Here is an 18077-nt window from a genome sequence, read left to right as displayed (position 1 = left end):
TGAAAACAATGCTTATGGTGTGTCAAAACTATTATCCGGAAATCGGCAGTGCCGGCAACCGGATGCAAAACATTACGCATTTGATGAAGCAGCGCGGGTATGAAGTCGAGGTCATCACGGCCGCCCCTTCGTATCCGAGCTTTGATATGTATCAGGACGACCGCTTCTGGAACGACCGGGAGTTAAACGACCAACCTTTCATCAAGCGACTCATCACGAAGAAACGGAAACATACGTCTAACATGGTCAGTCGTCTTTTCCTATTCCTCGAACAGATGGTCAAAGGGATCCGGGAAGTCCGTAAGCTCGAATTGAAGCCAGACGTCGTCTTTGCGACGACCCCTTCTTTTTTTATGGCGTTTGTCGGTGCTTATGCGAAACGAAAGTATCGTGTCCCGTTCATCTTGGACGTCCGTGACCTTTGGCCAGAATCGGTGAAAGGTGTCGGCGTCTTCAAGTACGATTGGGTGCTCACGCCGGCTTTTTGGATGGAGAAACGACTGTATCGTGTCGCCGATGAAGTCATCATCAACTCGGAAGGGTTCCGCAGCTATCTTCGTCAGCGCGGTGTGCCGAACGAGAAGATTCACTACATGCCGAACTCGATCCGGGAAGCGGAGCGAACACTCGAGCGGACGATCCCACCGGACGACCGGATGGAGATCTTATACGCCGGGAACATGGGTCTTGCCCAGGATGTGTCGTTGTTACTCGAACTCGCCGAGCGATTCCGGGATGAGCCACGGATCCACTTCAAATTGATCGGCTACGGCTATCGGAAAGAAGAGTTGAAACAGACGATCAAAGACCGTGGCTTCCAAAACTTCTTGTTCCTCGAGGCGATGCCACGGACAGAGGCGTTTCAGGCGATTAAAAATGCGGACGTCGCATTCGTCAGCCTGATCGAGCAAGAAGTGTTTGATACGGTCATCCCTGGGAAACTCATCGACTATATGGCGGTCGGCAAACCGATTGTCGCAGCAGTGTCAGGCCATGCGGCGAATGTCATTGAAGCGGCGGAAGTCGGCTACGTGTCACGGAAGCGTGACATCGATGAGATCGAGCGAATCCTGCGGAAGCTCCTCGACCGACCGGATTTACGGGAGGCACTCGGGGCGAACGGGATTCGTTACGTCAAAGAGAATTTATGTTGGGAAGAGAATATCGACGTGTTAGATCAAGTCGTACAACAGTTAGTGATGGAGGAAACACGATGAAGTCAGTATGTATGTTTGTATGGAACCATTTTACGAATGATGCGCGCGTCCTTCGTGAGTGCTCGGCACTCGCCGAGGCAGGCTATGAAGTCGATTTGATCGCGCTTCAAGATCCGAAAAATAAAGAGCTTCCAAAAGAAGAGATGCGTCCGGAAGGCTTCCGCGTCATCCGCGTGAAGCGTCAACCTTCGATTCTCGTCAACGCGCTCAAGTTAGCGAAGAAGACGTATCAATGGGTGAGCGAGAAACGGACCCGCCAAATCGGTGCCGGACTCGTCGGTGCCGGGTTGTTCTTACTCGCGCCGTTCACGATGCTCGCGCTCGGGGCGGCCGTCGGGACGGTCTTGTTGCCGCAAGTACGTAAGCAAATCGTCAACGCGAGTGCGATGCTCGAGATGGTGTTCGCTTCGACGAAAAAATCGTATGACTTTTACCATGCGAACGATTTGAACACGCTCCCGCAGGCACTCCTCGCTGGAAAAGTGTTCAACAAAGGTCGGATCGTCTACGACTCGCACGAGGTACAGACGGACCGTACGGGTTACGGCTATATTCAAAGTAACCTCGAGGGCTGGCTCTTGCCGTTCGTCGATACGATGATGGTCGAGAACCATACGCGTGCGGCACACAACGAAGAGTTGTACGGATTCTATCCGTACGTGCTCCACAACTATCCGTTCTACCGTCCGCTCGACTTCTCGCTCCGTAAGGACTTGCATGCACTCCTCGATTTGCCGAAAGACGAGAAGATCCTCTTGTATCAAGGGGGCATTCAAGCGGGACGGGGTCTCGAACAGCTCGTGCTCGCGGCGAAAGACTTCAAAGAAGGCACGCTCGTCATGATCGGGGACGGGAAACTCAAACCGACGATCCAACAGTTGATCGAGACGGAAGGGGTCGGCAATCGCGTCAAGATGATTGACAAAGTACCGGTCGAAGCGTTACCTTACTATACGATGAATGCCTATTTAGGCTTCCAAGTATTGAACAACGTCTGCTTCAACCACTACTCGGCCTCGTCGAATAAATTGTTTGAGTATTTGATGGCCGAAGTACCGGTCGTCTCATGTGACTTCCCTGAAATCGAACGGGTCGTTGCGGGGAACGATGTCGGGGTGCTCGTCGATTCGCACGATCCACAATCGATCGCGGACGGCGTCAACCGGATGATTGAAGACCAAGCACTCTATGCGCGTGTCAAAGAGAACACGAAGACCGCGCGTGAGAAATATAACTGGAATTTGGAAAAAGAGGCACTCTTGAACGTCTACGCGAACGCCGCGGAGCGCAAGTTGCCGATTATGAAAGACGGTGCGCCAAAGCCAGTACAATCTTAAGACTGCGGCTTTTGCCGCGGTCTTTTTTCTATGGAGGGAGGACATTTATGAAACGTCAACAACAACATCTATTGCGCCAACAAGTATGGCGCAAGCTACAAACCATCTCGGTGAAGGACATCGCCTGGATCATCGCGGGTTCCTTCATTCTCTCGTTCGGGGTCAACTACTTTACCGTACCGAACGACTTCTCGGAAGGTGGCCTGCTCGGGGTCACGATCATCCTGTACTACGTCTTCGGCTGGGACCTCGGGCTCACGTCGATCATCGGGAACGGGATTCTCTTTATCGTCGGCTATAAGCTGCTCGACCGTCGGACAATGGTCTATTCGGTCATCGCCGTCATCGCGACGTCATTCTTCCTCAGTCTGACACATGACTGGGGCAGCCCTGCCGAGGACAAACTGCTTGCGGCCGTCTATGCCGGAATCATGATCGGGGTCGGAATCGGCATGGTGCTCCGTGTCGGTGGGACGACCGGCGGGGGCGTCATCATCGCCCGTCTCATGGAACGCTATCTCCACTTGAGTGTCGCCGTCTCGATGTTCATCATCGATGCGATCGTCGTCGCGACATCTGGCTTCTTCTTAGGGGAACAAGTCGTTCTCTATACGCTCATCGCGATCATCATCGGTTCATGGGTCATCGACCTCGTCGCGGAAGGTCTCAACATCCGCAAGGCCGTCACGATCATCAGCGATAAGCAAGAAGAGCTTGCTGTCGTCTTGACGGAGACGCTCGGACGCTCGGCGACGATCATCCATGGACATGGCTACTACACGAAGCAGGATAAGAACATGTTGTATATGATCGTCGACAAACGTCAGATCGCACCACTCAAAAAAATCGTCCAAGTGACGGACGACCGTGCCTTCGTCGTCATCCACCAGGTGAAGGAAGTCATCGGCGAAGGGTTCAGCTACCCGTCCCGATAATTTGAATGCTGGTGTTTTATTGATAACTTCTATATAATAAAAGGCGTGTAAATAGAAGGAGGAACTGACTACTATGCAAACGATCGCTACAATCAGCCTACTTGTCGTGGCTGTCTTATTGATTGTCGTCGTACTGCTCATGTCAGGTCGGTCGCAAGGTCTTGGAGCGATTGCAGGTGGCGCGGAGCAGTTGTTCGGACGCCAGAAAGCACGCGGCTTCGATGCTGTTTTGAACCGAACTGCAGCTGTACTAGGCACTTTGTTTTTCATTTTAGGATTACTAGTCGCATCATTATGATGATAAGGCTGATCGTTCTCGATTTTCACGTGAGGCGGTCAGCTTTTGTTTTTTCGATTTATTTTTTGGGAATAATGTAGATACGAGGAGATGACAGATCAAATGAAAGTGACAGCACCAAAACCGTTCTTCTTCGAGGGCGGAAAACGTGCCGTGTTGATGTTACATGGCTTCACTGGATCGAGCGCGGATGTCCGCATGCTCGGTCGCTTCCTTCAAAAAGAAGGATACACATGTATGGGACCGATCTATCGTGGTCATGCCGTCCCACCGGAAGAATTACTCCAATATGGACCGAAAGACTGGTGGGAAGACGTCTTGGACGCTTACCAGACGCTCGTCGACAAAGGTCATGAGGAGATCGTCGTCTGCGGACTCTCGCTAGGCGGCGTGATGTCGCTCCGTCTCGCCGAGGAGAAAGACGTCAAGGCGGTCATCCCGATGTGCGCACCGACGGGAATCGATGCCGAGGACCGCTTGTATAAAGGAGTCCAGGCATATGCCCGAGAATATAAGGGTAGAGAAGAAAAGTCGCCGGAACAGATCGAGCAGGAGATGGCAGAGTTCAAACCGATGCCAACATTGAAAGACCTCCGTGCCTTCGTCCGCGACACGGCGTCGAAGCTCGAGGACATCTTCGTCCCGACACTCGTCGTCCAAGGCGCCAAAGACAACATGATTGACCCGGAATCGGCGAATCAAATTTACGAGGCGGTCAACACGTTCCAAAAAGAGTTGCTCATCTATGAGAACTCGGGACACGTGATCACACTCGACAAAGAAAAAGAGAAACTGCACCAGGACGTGCTCGATTTTCTCGAAACGTTAGACTGGTCAGTCTAAGAAGGAGGTGTCACGTTGAATTTACGTGACCAATTATTAGAGATTCTACAGGCGAGCGAGAAACCGCTCTCTGTCGATCAACTGACCGAGCGATTACAGCTCGCGTCGACGGATGACTTTAAAGAGCTCATTCGCACATTGAATGCCCTCGAGGAAGAGGGCGCCATCGGCCGGACGCGGACGAACCGTTACGGGACGCTCGCCACGCTCGGACAAGTCGCGGGGATCATCTCGATTCATCAGCGCGGCTTCGGCTTCTTGTCGGTCGAAGGGGAAGCGGAAGATGTGTTCTTGCCGCCCGACCAACTGAAGGACGTCTACCATGGCGATACGATCCTCGTCAAAAAACGCGAGGACAACCGTGGCAAGACGGAAGGGATTTTATTGAAAGTACTGAAGCGCGGACTCTCCGAGTTCGTCGGGACGTATACGCTCCCGAGCGGTCGACTCGACCAGTTCGCCTTCATCGAACCGGATGACAAACGCATCAATTTCTGGCCGGTCGTCAACCCGGACAAGTCACTCGGTGCCGTCGACGGACATAAAGTCGTCGTGCGCATCACGAAGTATCCGGACGGACGCTTCGCCGGTGCCTGTGACGTCGTCCGCATCATCGGGCATAAGAACGACCCTGGCGTCGACATCTTGTCGATCGTCTATAAGCACGGCATCCCGACGGAGTTCCCGGAGGACGTGATCGCTCAGGCGAACGCGGTACCGGACGAAGCGGACGAGAAAGATTTCATCGGACGCGTCGACCTTCGTGACGAGACGATCTTCACGATTGACGGCGAAGATGCGAAAGACTTGGACGATGCCGTCCACGTCAAAAAACTCGATAACGGCAACTATGAGCTCGGTGTCCATATCGCCGACGTCTCGCATTACGTGAAAGAGGGCTCACCGCTCGACGTCGAGGCGCTCGAGCGCGGGACGAGTGTGTATCTCGTCGACCGCGTCATTCCGATGTTGCCGCACCGACTCTCGAACGGGATCTGTTCCCTCAACCCGCACGTCAACCGCTTGACGCTCAGCTGCGTCATGGAGATCTCCCCGCAAAACGGGAAGGTCGTTCGCCATGACCTGTTCCCGAGCGTCATCAAGACGACGGAGCGGATGACGTATACGAACGTCCGTGAAATCATCGAACGTGATGACGAAGAGACGTTGAAAAAGTACGAACCGTTCATCGGTGAGTTCGACCTCATGGCCGAGCTTGCGGAAGTCCTTCGGAAACGCCGGAATTCGCGCGGTGCCATCAACTTCGATTTCGCCGAGGCGAAGGTTGTCGTCAACGAGGAAGGGAAGCCGGCAGATATCGTGCTTCGTCCACGTTCGGTCGCCGAGAAGTTGATTGAAGAGTTCATGCTCGCGGCCAACGAGACGGTTGCGGAACACTTCCACAAGATGGACGTGCCGTTCATCTATCGTGTCCACGACAATCCGAAACCGGACAAGCTCGACTTCTTCTTCGACTTTGTCGCAAACTTTGGCGTGCATATTGAACGCATCAAAGGGCAGACGGTCGAACCGAAGACGCTTCAAAAGATTTTGAAGGCGATTGACGGGGAACCGGAAGAGCCGGTCATCAGCACGATCATGCTTCGTTCGATGCAACAGGCGAAATATGACGACGTCTCGCTCGGTCACTTCGGACTCGCGACGGACTTCTATACGCACTTCACGTCACCGATTCGTCGTTATCCGGACTTGATCGTCCACCGTCTCATGCGCACGTACGTCTTCAACAACGATTTGTCGGAGAAGACGATCGCGAAGTACGAGGACCGTCTCGGGGCGATCGCCGAACAGGCATCGAAACGGGAACGTCGCTCGGTCGACGCAGAGCGCGAGACACAGGCGCTCAAGAAAGCCGAATACATGGAAGCCCATCTTGGTGAAGAGTTCGATGGTGTCGTCGCCGGCGTCACGAACTTCGGGATGTTTATCGAACTTCCGAATACAATCGAAGGGCTTGTCCGTCTCCAGTCGATGGATGACTACTACCACTTCGACGAATCACAGCTCATGTTGCTCGGCGAGCGGACGAAACGTCAATTCCGCATCGGGGACGCCGTCCGTGTCAAAGTCGATGCCGTCAACTTAGACGAGCGGACGATCGACTTCACGGTCGTCGGCATGCCGAAACGAGAACAGTCAAGCCGTCGCCAACCGACGACGATCAAAGCGAAAGGCGGCCGTCCGAAGAAGGACGAGAAAGACCGTCGTGGCGGTCGCGGTCGGGACGACAAGAAGAAGCGCGGCAAACCAGGAAGACCTGGCAAGCCGGGCAAACCAGGTGAGAAACCGAAACGAGACGGGGAGAAGTCTTCCCAAGGTCGTTCGGCACTCGACCTGAAGAAGAAAGACAAGCACAAACGAAAAGGCGACGCCAAACGAGGTGCGAAGAAACGTCGCTGACGGGGAAGGGCTTATCCCTTCCTCCGTATCTTGTAGATAAAGGACTGAATGTGTATGGCCAAGAAGAAAGATTCGAACGCACTCGCCCAAAACCGCAAGGCGTCCTTCGATTACGCGATCGAAGATACGATTGAGGCGGGCATGGTGCTCACAGGAACGGAAATCAAATCGGTCCGTCAATCGAAGATCAACATCGCGGATGCGTACGTCCGGTTCGACGGGGGCGAGGCGACGCTTCACAACTGTCATATCAGCCCGTTCGAACAGGGGAACCGCTTCAACCATGACCCACTCCGCGTCCGAAAGCTATTGTTGCATAAGAAGCAGATCAATCAGCTCATCGGGGCGTCAGGGCGTGATGGCTACACGATTATCCCGCTCAAGGTTTATATCAAGAACGGGTTCGCCAAGTGCCTGCTCGGCGTCGGAAAAGGGAAGAAGAAGTACGACAAACGTGAGGACTTGAAGAAGAAAGACGCGAAGCGTGACGTCGACCGTGCGATGCGCGATCGGCAAAAATACTGACAACGGATCCTAATTGTGGTATATTAAATAGAGTACCAATTACCACCTCGGGGACGTTATGGATTCGACGGGGGTAGGTCGGTCGTATGTGGCGTGTCGAGGGGTCGGCCTCGTTAAAACGCAAACGCCTATAACTGGCAAAACTAACACACAACTCGCAGCAGCCTAAGTGCCCTGCGGATCCTGACATCCATCGCTTGTGTGGATGACTTTCAGGGTCTCAAACTAAGCAAGCTACGCTTCAACCTCGCCGTCTGAGGGCGCGAAGAAGAGATGAAACAGACTGGATGCGACAACGCCTGTTTATCGGCAGTGTCACATCGAGATTCAATAGATAAACTACACACGTAGAAGCATACGTTACGATGCCTTCGGACGCGGGTTCGACTCCCGCCGTCTCCATTTTTAAGTAAAAGCTAAATCTATAGGATTTAGCTTTTTTTATAGTCTCTTTATTTTTAATAGTTTTTAATTAAATGGGTTTCATTGTATATTTTAATGGAAAAAATCAAAAAAGGTGCTGAGTTTTATACATGACAAATGAAGAAAAATTTCAAAATATAGTTAACAATTTTTTAGAGAGTAATGAGATATCAAATTCTTCTGAGCGCTATGTTAAAAATTTTCCTCAAAAAATGGGGAAATTTTTAGGGCAAAATAAACTAAAAGAAAATTTGGAGATTTCAAATTTACTACTATATTTAATGCAGTTTTATACATATTATTCAAGAGAAAAAGTTGAGGAGCTTTTGAAGGGCTTTTACGAAGATTTAATTCTTAATATTAACGAAGAGTACACAATATATTCTCCTATTCCTAGTGAAAAAGATGTTTCGAGAGCGAATAGTTCAAATTTTTATTTGAATAAATTTTTTGAAATAAATGATTTATCAAATGATCAACAATTGAGTTTAATAGCGCTATATCTAGATGTCGAAAACAAAGCGATGGCCAAGGAATTAAAAAAACCTAATAGAGATACAAACGCTGAGATAATAAAAGTTTATGGAAAATTATCATACATAGAAACTATTGTATGCATAGATGACTTTTCTGGTACTGGAAAGACCATAAAAAAATTCTTGAAAGTTTGTGCAGACATGATTAGTGAAAAAGAAGTTATCATATATGTTATTCACATTACTAAAAAAGCATACGAAACTATTATTCAGGCTTTTGAAGAATTTGGATACACAAATGCTAAATTGAGATATACAAAAATACAAACAAGTATTTTTTTGAAAGGAGATGATTATCTCAACCATGTCTTAAAATCAAAATTATTAACATTTGAAAAAAACATTATTAATAGCAAAAATCCTTTAGGATATGGTGAAACTGAAGCGCTTTGTACTTTTTATAGGAACTGTCCAAATAATACAATCAGTAGTTATTGGTGGGATGAGGACGAAGCTTGGAACGCTCTTTTTCCACGAACAAACAATCAAACAATTGATTTTCATGGAAATAAAAAGCATTCAGCTATTAGAGAAAATATAAACTATAATTTAAGTTTAATAGTTCCAAAGCATTTATCCGGAACATATGATATAAAAGAATTAATGTATCTAGTATATTTAAATAATCATCAAGACTCTTTTGAAAAGATTGAAATCAAACAAATTCTAAGGTACAATGATTCTCAGTTACTGGAATTGAGACACTCTTTACTAAAAAAAGATTTTATTAACGAATCAGATTTTTTAACAGACATCGGTTTAGAATTTTTGAAAAAGTTAAATTTAAACAAAACTTTATTTTCAAAATTAACTCAAGAAATTTTTGTTAGAAAAACTGAAGATTCTCTAACTGTCGATAATTTTTATATTCCTAAGATAGTTGAGGGGAAATAATGGACTTAGTTTTTGAAGACCGAGTCGGTCTTCAATAAATAACGGTACTTAATTCAAGCACTGCGCTCCTTTTAAGGAGGAGCGCAGTGTTGAAATAAACTCGCGTTATTTCAATCTAACAAAATTATATTTTGAAGTTCAATACATAATTTTGTTAGTTCTTATCATTGATTTGATAGCGCTTAAAATGCAAGTAACTCCATTATTATTTTTTATTTAAGTAAGGGTGAATAAGGATTATGGATCTTTCGATTTTAAAGCAAGAATTAATGTCTAGAGATTTGAATTCGGTCGATGTTGAATTCATTATTTCCTACGCTCAAAGTCTTTTAGATAAAGACATTCCAGTAATTTTTGATTTAGAACATTTAAGAAGACTTTTAGGACTTAAGCGGTCAGATTTTAAACAAGTTTATTATGCGAATTCCAATCAGTATCATAATATTGAGATTCCTAAAAATAATGGATCAGGCACTAGGAAGCTCTCTTTGCCGTCTGATAAGTTAAAAAAAGTCCAAAGATGGATTTTAGATTACATACTATATAACTTTGAAGTAAATGAAAAAGCAACTGGCTTTACTTTAGACAAATCTATTGTTACTAATGCTAATTTTCATACCAATCAAAAATTTGTTTTAAAAATAGATATTAAAGATTTTTTTCCGACCATTACTTCTAATAGAGTCTATGGCTTATTTAAATCATTTGGTTACAACAATAGTATATCTTTAGCATTAACTAAACTATGTACTCATGAAAACTGTTTACCTCAGGGTGCTCCAACAAGTCCTTATATCTCTAATTTAATTTGTAGGCATCTTGATATAAGATTAAATGGTCTTGCTAAAAAGAATAATCTTAATTTTTCTCGATACGCTGATGATATTACTTTTTCAGGGGAATTCATACCTTCAAATATCGTTGAAATGGTACAATGGATATTAATTGAAGAAGGCTTTTGGATTAATGAACTCAAAACTAAACTATTAAATAAGAGTCAAAGGCAAAAAATAACTGGAATAATAGTAAATCAAAAATTATCAGTTCCTAAAGAGATTACAAAAACACTTAGACAAGAAATTTACTATATGAAAAAATTTGGGGTACAAAGCCATCTAGAAAGAAAAAATCTTCAAACAAAAACAAATGTTAAAGAGCATTACTTTGGATTAGTTAGGTTCATTTTAATGGTTGATAATGAAATGGGTAAAAAATTGAGCTATGAGTTAAAAAAAATTAATTGGGATAGCTAATTTGAACTGCTCCCCGTCAAGTAGACAGGGAAAATAATAAAAACCAGCTTAGGCGGCTTGAGACTTGTATTCGACAGGGCTCAAGCCGTTTAGTCGTTTCTGGAGACGATCGTGGTTGTAAAACGATATGTAGGCCTCGATGACCGTTGTGAGTTCGCTGTAGGCCTGGAACTCGCGCAAGTAGTACATCTCCACTTTCAAGGTACCCCAAAAACCCTCGATCGGGGCGTTATCGAGACAACGTCCGACCCGGGACATGCTGTGGGTCATTCTCGCATCTTCTACCATGCGTTTGAACCCTCTCGAGGTATTATTGGAACCCTCTGTCGCTATGGATCATCGAACTCGCTCCTGTACGGAGCTCTGCGATGGCTGACGTCATCGTATGGAGGACGAGCCCGTCCCGATACGATAGGCGATGATCGATCCGTCATACAGATCGATCATCGCGCTCAGATACGCCTTCTTCCCGGCACCATATTTGAACTCGGTGACGTCGGTACACCATTTCTCGTCCGGTCGGGACGCACTGAACTCCCGATTCATAAGGTTCTCGGCCACATGTTGTGGTGACGATTTTTTGTACCGCTTTCGCTTCTGGCGGATGACCGAACGGATCTCATGGATGCGCATGAGACGGTAGATACGCTTCTCATTGTATGCCGGCAGGCCATGCTGGCGTCGTCTGCGGTTGACCGTCATGGTGATCCGTCGATAACCGTAGGTCCCGTTTACCTGGTCGTAGAGGAGGCGGATGTCCTTCAATAGGCTCAGGTTCTCTTCTTCGCGTACCGAGACGGTACGCTTCAACCATTTATAGTAGGCGGCCCGTGAGACCTGCGCGATTTCGCACAGGAGCACGACCGGGAACGTGTCGGTCGTCGACATTTCCTTGATGGCCGTATAACGCAATTGTAGCCGGATCTGGCTGATCAACCTTTCCTCTCGATTTCCTCTAACTTTTTTAGGGATAGGTTCTCGGCCCGCAGGCGCTCGTTCTCACGCTCGATCTGTTGGATGCGACGTTCGAGCTTCTCCTCGTTGATAGTTCCGTCCGTTGTCCAGGCAATACCTGACGATTTTCATGCGTTCCTCGAATGTGGTTGTTCTCCCTTTTGCCATAGCTCGATCCATCCCTTTTCTCGAATCTGTTAACTCGCTATGTCTAGTATACTTCTTGATTCACCGATATATGTGTAGTGCAAAATAGGGGTGGTTCTTACGCAATGTTGGTGAGGTAGTGATGCCGACATTATGAGAATAAAATCAAAAAGGATTGATTCCCATGAACGAGTTGGAGTTCTTGGATGATCGACTGTGCGTCACGAGTGCTCACTCACACGATGGGGTGAAACATTGTGCCGCTCGTCTCATATCCAGTGGTGCATGCTGTCCAGACTGTGGTCGGTCTTGTCACCGACGTCACCGTTTCGCGACACGGCGGCTAAAAAGACTTCTCAGGAATACATCAGGTTTTCCGTCTGAACATTCAAGTACCGACATGGTTCTGCGACAACTCAAGATGCACACGTTCCATCTTTACAGAGCGATTGCCGTGGGTCATTTCTCATTCGCGGAGAACGCTCCGCACGGAGCGTGTGTTGTCCACTTTGATGTTGGCCATGAGTGCGAAGGAAGCCGAGCGTGTCGCGACCGTCCTAGGTTTTCGAATCAGTCCCGACACGCTGCTCAGGGTGTTACGAAGCGTGCCCGTCCCGAGCCCCTCTGCTGAGGTAATCGGCATTGATGACTTCGCCTTCAAAAAGGGTCACCAATACGGGACCATCATCTGTGACGCGACAACCCATCGTCCGATCGACCTGCTGCGGACCCGCGAAGCAGACATGTTGAAGGATTGGCTTGTGAATCTAGAGAAACGACCTGTTCGCGCATCGGTCGATCGATTCCCGGCCTATCAAGAGGCGTTGCTCGACCAGGACATCGTAGTGGTGAGCGACCGCTTACACCTCGTAGACAACCTATGGCGATGCCTCAATTCGATATGCCAGCGTGTCCTCCCCTCTCGAATCCCTGTAAATCCGAAAGGTGCTGTATCGTACGGTTTGAAACCGCAACATCTGACTGAACCCGAGAACGAAACAAAACGACGGTTGGTCGAAAGGGTTCAAAGCATGCACCGCCAAGGGGGGAGTCTGAATGCGATCGCCCAGATGCTCGGGTTGAATTGGAGGACCGTCAAAAAATACAGTGAACTGGCTTACGACCCCTCCCCGCCGAAACGACAAAGTCCTCACCTGATTGATCGTTTCATGCCACATGTGAGGGAATGTGTCCGAAATCGGTTCACACTCCGGGAAACGGATGCTTATCTGAGGCAGTTAGGATACAGAGGTTCGTTTGGCGCAGTCCGTTACCGTTCACGTGACGCTCGGAGGGAAATCCTTCCCGAATCCCAGATCTTTATATCACGCAAGGACGTCTGTCGCTTACTCTGGCAATGGTCTGCGACCAGGCCGGATGACACCATCGATGTCTCGTACCTGTTGGTCCGTTACGAAGACCTGGTCATCCCGTTCTGTTTCATCCAAGGATTTCGGGAGGCGATTTGGGAACGGGACGTGGAACATCTCTTTGCGTTGATCACGAATCCACAGGTCACATCACATCCCGGATTGAAGCGCTTCATGGGTTCGCCTCAATCAAAATATAGAGGTAATCCTGGCGGCTTGTCGGTTTGAAGAGAGCAACGGTTACGTGGAAGGGAACGTCAACCGTCTAAAGATGTTGAAGCGACTCATGTATGGAAGGAGAAGTTTTGACTTGCTCAGGACTCGGGTGCTTTGTCGAAATCCCAATCCGAGTTGTGCTCACTGATATTGCAAAAAAATGAGCGACCACCTTCAGCCGGTCGCTCGTCATCGTTCACCAACATTGCGTAAGAACCATTCCTATTTTGCACTACACAGGTGTTGCACTTAATTTTATAATTCATCATATACATGTATATTCCTAAAGAACTTCCACATCAAATAATTAAATTTCTAAAGGGAATAAGATACATTTAAAAGTAAAAATAGGATATAATTAAATTGGGAATGAATTAGAAATAATGTAATTATTAAATTTATAAAAGAGATTTAAAGTAATTATCAATACCTACACTAATTTTGGAGGGAATATAAATGAAAATGCCGTGGAAAAAGAATGTACGAAAAGTACCTGAGAAAATCATAAGAAAAATTGAGGAAATGCAGTCCGAATCAGTAGTAGTAGCTACAGTAATAGAAATTACAAAAGAAGAAATTATTCAAGGTAAATACAAACACTTGTTGATCTCATATGATGGTAAACTTTCATATGAGGATGAGGTCTTTCCAAATCCCTCTGTTGGTAGATATTCAAACTATAATGCTAACGGTCGAACTATTACAAAAAAAGGCTTACCTAAAGTTCCAAAATCTTTTACAAACACTGTCCCTATTTTTGGGGATTGGGGAAAAGGGTCTGTTGATGTAACTAGAACGATTCTTGTCTTCCCTAAAGAATATTGTTACCCCAAAACTATACAATCAAAATAAATTTATTAGAAGAAAAAGAAGAAGCCTTTGATCTTAAGTTTTCAATAGATGTACATCTTTTAAAAGATGATGAAAAATTTATGGATAAATTATTGTACCAATGTAATCTTCTTATGGAGAATACTGGTCATTGTGATGTATTTACAAAAGAAGCTACAGATAAAGATTACATAGAAACATTACAAGTGGAGTGGGAAATCTTCCCTCCTGGTCAAAAGAATTTTGAAAAGAATATACAACGATTGATTAGCAAGCATAGAAACCCGTTAAAAAGATTTATAGATATTTATTCTGATCGTATGGAGTTTTTTGAAGAACTGAAACCTATACGATATATCTCGGGAACAAATAGCTTTAGTTCATATTTTGGGGCTCAAATAACTGAAAACTTAGTTGTACTAGAGAGTGCTAGTTATGGTAATGCTATATACATTCTTTTTGAAGAGTGGGAGGAACTTAGTAAGATGAGTAGAACAGAACTTCTTAATAGTGAAAATAGGAATTTTGAAAGAGTCACACACACGGGTAATTGGAAAAATAAAGTTCGAAATGCAATGGGAAATTATGAATAAGAGTTCTTTGAATCTTAATAGAAAGTATAAGAATTATTCTCTTTATATAGAAGGGTGACTTATGGAGGGCTATTTATATTCAAAAGGAGAAGTTATTGAAAAGGTATGGCTTCATTCTAGATATCATGGAAACTTACTTTCATACTGTAATCAAATAGTAAGGGGAAATCTGGGAATGGTTTCGTAGCATTGATTTTTCTATTCAATCTCACAGAAAATATTCTTAAAGATAGAACAAAAAACTGTGAAGCGAGTTTTATGAATGTGATTAACGAACTTAGAACCCAAAAGGTAATTACTGAGATAGGATATAGATTTCTTAATGATAAGAATAATAGTACAAGAAAACTACGGAATTTGTTAGCACATGCGAATCTATCAAAGCTTAGCTTTTCAATGATTGAAGATGGAAGAGAAATTTATTATCCTTTAACAAAAAATGAAAACTGCTTAAAACTTTGCGAAAACGTGTCAAATGTTCTTTTTAACTTGATACTAAGATTAGTAAGTTATAGTTTCTCAGAACCAATTGAGATAGACTTGGATAAAGAAATCCAAACCATTGACATCAATATTGTAAAGTTTACTTCTGAACAATTATTGAAATTTAAAGGTATTGATGCTTCGACTTTTCCAGAGTGGCAAGAACTAAACGAAACCGATAAGTATAGATACGCTGAAAATGCTAGTGACGTTAATATGTATGAAGTAATCTTTAAAATGATAAAATATCGTGAAAGTGAGATATAAGAATAGCTTCAATTATCGTTAATCATACTTTGTATGTAAGTTGAAGTGCTAAGCTACTTTAACTAAAGCTAAAACAATTGAGTCCAGTTGTAAAATCCCTCAACTATAAAATAAATAATTACGAATTTGGTTGTTTAAGATGGTATTAGTTTATAACACCTTGAATAAGGGATTGTTAAACAGTTTCTTATATTATTACTATGAATATTAAGGTATAATTCTTGAAAGAAGGTCTTTGAACCGAGTTCATAAATTTGTAGGACTCCCTTTTGAGTAAACCTTGAAATGTAAACCTCCATTTAAATTATTTGAAAGTTACGATGCCTTCGGACGCGGGTTCGACTCCCGCCGTCTCCATTTTGAAGCAGTCTGTAACGACTGCGATCAATGATTTTCATGAAGACCTTCTAATTTCATTGAAATTAGAGGGTCTTTGCTTTTGATTGAATCCAGAAAGAAAGGAAGGTGAAGAGCATGGGAAAATATCAATTAGACAAGAGAAGCAAAGTAGCTGCGGCGAAGTACCAGGACGGCAAAAAGCCGACTGTCTCGAACAAGAAAGAACGATTGAACCAGCTTCGTGAAGCGTATTTGCAGAAACAACAAGAGAAGAAGTAATCTGACGAAGGATTTTTGAGTGACTGCTCATTAATCCTTTTCTTTTGGAGAGCGGACACCGGTTATTAGGTTTTTGAATGGAATCAAGGGATTGAGCATCCTTTTGTTGAATAGAAACTACGAGTTGTTTTTTGAAAATCGTCATAAAAATATACATATTAAAGGAGGATTCCGCATGTCTAAGAAATCAACGGAATTGATCGTGAATGGCGTCAAAAAATATGGTCCGACAGTAGGGAAACTTGCATTAAAACATAACAAAGAAATCATTGGGGCTTTAGGATCCATTGATTTAAAGAAACGATTTAATAAATCCGATGATCCAAATCAAAGCCCTAAAAAAGCCAAGAACATGCATCCGCGAAAGCAGAGGTATCAGTACTATTTAACCGAAGTGACGCCTACGCTAGATACTCGAAATCGAGATGAGTTGTTCCAATATAGACTAGAAGTGGAGCAATGCATTCAGCAAATCAAAATGGAGCAAGCACAAGACATTGTCATCAAAAAACAGATTCATGAGGGGCGGATTAAAGAGTGGGAATCCATTCTCTCTCACATCGTGAGTCAAATGACCATCAAGGACTATATGGAATTTTTAAGACTCTTTAACAATCCAGAGTATCAAAGTGACTATTTCACGGGCTTTGAAGGGGATATTGAGAAGTTCAAAAAACTCAATACGGTCGAACAGTATGATGCGCTCGTACAGTATGTTCATGAAAAGACAATGATTGATATCGAACAAATCAAAAGAGAGTTTTCTGCTCCTGTTTGATGCGCCGTGATCCACTTCCTTTCTGCATTCGTTATAATCAATAGTGTAATGGATGGAGGTGAGGTCGTTGGCATGGGATTTAAGCGTCGCTGAGGCAAAAGATGTGTATTTAACCGAATCAGACCTATGGCGCTTTACGCAACAATTTCTGATGAACGCTTCTCATACGACTACGTACAAACATGTATTGATGAAAGCGTTACTCGAATGTACGACAGAACTAAATGAATCAGGGGTCGTGTCATTTCACCAGATTGCCAAGCATGTGACGAAAATCTATTGGAATCTCATCGTCAAGCATGGGCTGACACAGATGAATCAACTAGGGAAGCAGAGCGCTGTTGAAAACGTGATGGTCTCCTTTCAGAAAGAACACAACATTCCGCCAGTTTGGAACTTCGACCGCTTACCAGAGCATCAACAAAATCAATTGATTCGGAACGTGAATCAGTTTTATAAAAAAATACGTATACGGTTCTTTCTATCGCTCTTTTAACGAAACGATTTACTCTTTCAATCGAAAAGAAGAATGGATTCAACTCGTTCCAGCGTATGTCGTTTTCTTTGAAAAATATAAGCGTGTTCTCATGAACGTGACAAACTATCAGTTAGCCATCTTTTTAGAAAAATACAATTCCCAAGATGCGATGGAACGAATCTTGAGCAAGCTGGAGTTTGTGTCTGTCCGCCAATCGCTTGAGGAGTTTAAACGAATTCTATTAAGCCACGGGCACTCAACGTGCTTCTATTGCCTAAAGCCTGTGAGACAAGTTCACGTGGATCATTTCATTCCGTGGTCTTATATGCAAAATGATGTCTTATGGAATTTTGTGCTGTCATGCCCGACATGTAATACGAGTAAAAATCATCGATTAGCGAATATCGATTATCTCTACAATTTGGTAGAACGAAATCATGAACTGCGTACGGCAGAACACATGTCTACATGCAAAGAATCGAAACTCATTCATTTGTATCACTATGCCGTTCAAAATGGCTATGAAAACAATTGGGCTCCGAAGGCATGAAAAGAGTCGAACCTAATTAAACAGGTTCGACTTTTGTTTTAGTATTCACTATAGTTGAACAGCATAGACATCAGCACATCACTTTTAACTTTCACTTGAATATTTGTATG

17 protein-coding genes, 1 other RNA gene and 2 pseudogenes are annotated in these 18077 nt (G+C 44.7%); 19 read left to right on the top strand and 1 reads right to left on the bottom strand.

The features are described 5' to 3' along the window. Positions 1-8: 8 nt before the first annotated feature. The 10 genes from GVY42_RS06195 (at position 9) to GVY42_RS06150 (ending at position 10682) form a co-directional block, all read left to right on the top strand. A complete protein-coding gene (locus GVY42_RS06195) occupies positions 9-1217 on the top strand; it encodes a glycosyltransferase family 4 protein (protein WP_035387888.1) in 1209 nt (402 codons plus the stop codon). After that, positions 1214-2554, top strand: coding sequence for a glycosyltransferase (locus GVY42_RS06190; RefSeq protein WP_159562630.1), 1341 nt, complete (start codon positions 1214-1216; stop codon positions 2552-2554). The genes GVY42_RS06195 and GVY42_RS06190 overlap by 4 nt, the downstream gene beginning before the upstream one ends. 47 nt (positions 2555-2601) lie before the next feature. Continuing rightward, positions 2602-3489: a YitT family protein gene (locus tag GVY42_RS06185; protein WP_012726903.1), complete on the top strand. Its 888-nt coding sequence runs from the start codon at positions 2602-2604 to the stop codon at positions 3487-3489. A gap of 73 nt (positions 3490-3562) precedes the next feature. Continuing rightward, positions 3563-3787: a preprotein translocase subunit SecG gene (gene secG, locus GVY42_RS06180; protein WP_012726902.1), complete on the top strand. Its 225-nt coding sequence runs from the start codon at positions 3563-3565 to the stop codon at positions 3785-3787. Between the two features lie 102 nt (positions 3788-3889). Beyond that, entirely contained in the window at positions 3890-4630 is a 741-nt protein-coding gene (locus GVY42_RS06175) for a carboxylesterase (RefSeq protein ID WP_031422876.1), read from the top strand. 15 nt (positions 4631-4645) lie between these two features. Further along, positions 4646-7051: a ribonuclease R gene (gene rnr, locus GVY42_RS06170; RefSeq protein ID WP_159562629.1), complete on the top strand. Its 2406-nt coding sequence runs from the start codon at positions 4646-4648 to the stop codon at positions 7049-7051. Between the two features lie 54 nt (positions 7052-7105). Next, a complete protein-coding gene (gene smpB, locus GVY42_RS06165; RefSeq protein ID WP_012726899.1) occupies positions 7106-7576 on the top strand; it encodes an SsrA-binding protein SmpB in 471 nt (156 codons plus the stop codon). A 49-nt stretch (positions 7577-7625) separates the two neighbouring features. Further along, positions 7626-7981, top strand: a transfer-messenger RNA (tmRNA) gene (gene ssrA / locus GVY42_RS06160). Positions 7982-8109: 128 nt separating this feature from the next. Then, complete coding sequence (locus GVY42_RS06155) at positions 8110-9429, top strand: hypothetical protein (RefSeq protein WP_159565547.1); 1320 nt, start codon at positions 8110-8112, stop codon at positions 9427-9429. A 239-nt stretch (positions 9430-9668) separates the two neighbouring features. Beyond that, entirely contained in the window at positions 9669-10682 is a 1014-nt protein-coding gene (locus GVY42_RS06150) for a retron St85 family RNA-directed DNA polymerase (protein ID WP_159562627.1), read from the top strand. Between the two features lie 48 nt (positions 10683-10730). On the opposite strand, the pseudogene GVY42_RS06145 reads toward GVY42_RS06150, so the two are convergent. Continuing rightward, a pseudogene (locus GVY42_RS06145) lies at positions 10731-11864 on the bottom strand (IS3 family transposase); the annotation flags it as partial. 419 nt (positions 11865-12283) lie between these two features. Here GVY42_RS06145 and GVY42_RS06140 point away from each other — a divergent pair. The 9 genes and pseudogenes from GVY42_RS06140 (at position 12284) to GVY42_RS16715 (ending at position 17967) form a co-directional block, all read left to right on the top strand. Next, positions 12284-13381, top strand: coding sequence for a transposase (locus GVY42_RS06140; RefSeq protein ID WP_159562626.1), 1098 nt, complete (start codon positions 12284-12286; stop codon positions 13379-13381). Between the two features lie 4 nt (positions 13382-13385). Then, positions 13386-13517 (top strand): annotated as a pseudogene (locus GVY42_RS06135) (hypothetical protein); the annotation flags it as partial. A 308-nt stretch (positions 13518-13825) separates the two neighbouring features. Beyond that, on the top strand, positions 13826-14221 hold the full coding sequence (locus GVY42_RS06130) for a hypothetical protein (protein WP_159562625.1): 396 nt from the start codon (positions 13826-13828) through the stop codon (positions 14219-14221). Positions 14222-14301: 80 nt separating this feature from the next. After that, entirely contained in the window at positions 14302-14793 is a 492-nt protein-coding gene (locus GVY42_RS06125; protein WP_159562624.1) for a hypothetical protein, read from the top strand. A gap of 258 nt (positions 14794-15051) precedes the next feature. Beyond that, complete coding sequence (locus tag GVY42_RS06120) at positions 15052-15543, top strand: hypothetical protein (protein WP_159562623.1); 492 nt, start codon at positions 15052-15054, stop codon at positions 15541-15543. A 474-nt stretch (positions 15544-16017) separates the two neighbouring features. Next, complete coding sequence (locus GVY42_RS06115; RefSeq protein WP_047795092.1) at positions 16018-16161, top strand: hypothetical protein; 144 nt, start codon at positions 16018-16020, stop codon at positions 16159-16161. A 175-nt stretch (positions 16162-16336) separates the two neighbouring features. After that, a complete protein-coding gene (locus GVY42_RS06110; protein WP_159562622.1) occupies positions 16337-16939 on the top strand; it encodes a hypothetical protein in 603 nt (200 codons plus the stop codon). Positions 16940-17006: 67 nt separating this feature from the next. Next, a complete protein-coding gene (locus GVY42_RS06105) occupies positions 17007-17435 on the top strand; it encodes a hypothetical protein (RefSeq protein ID WP_159562621.1) in 429 nt (142 codons plus the stop codon). Between the two features lie 91 nt (positions 17436-17526). Continuing rightward, complete coding sequence (locus tag GVY42_RS16715; RefSeq protein ID WP_159562620.1) at positions 17527-17967, top strand: HNH endonuclease; 441 nt, start codon at positions 17527-17529, stop codon at positions 17965-17967. Positions 17968-18077: the final 110 nt, after the last annotated feature.

The sequence above is a fragment of the Exiguobacterium sp. 8A genome (assembly GCF_902506275.1).
Taxonomy (GTDB): domain Bacteria; phylum Bacillota; class Bacilli; order Exiguobacteriales; family Exiguobacteriaceae; genus Exiguobacterium; species Exiguobacterium profundum.
Note: the sequence above shows the minus strand (reverse complement) of the source record. Positions and strands in the feature narration are given on the sequence as shown.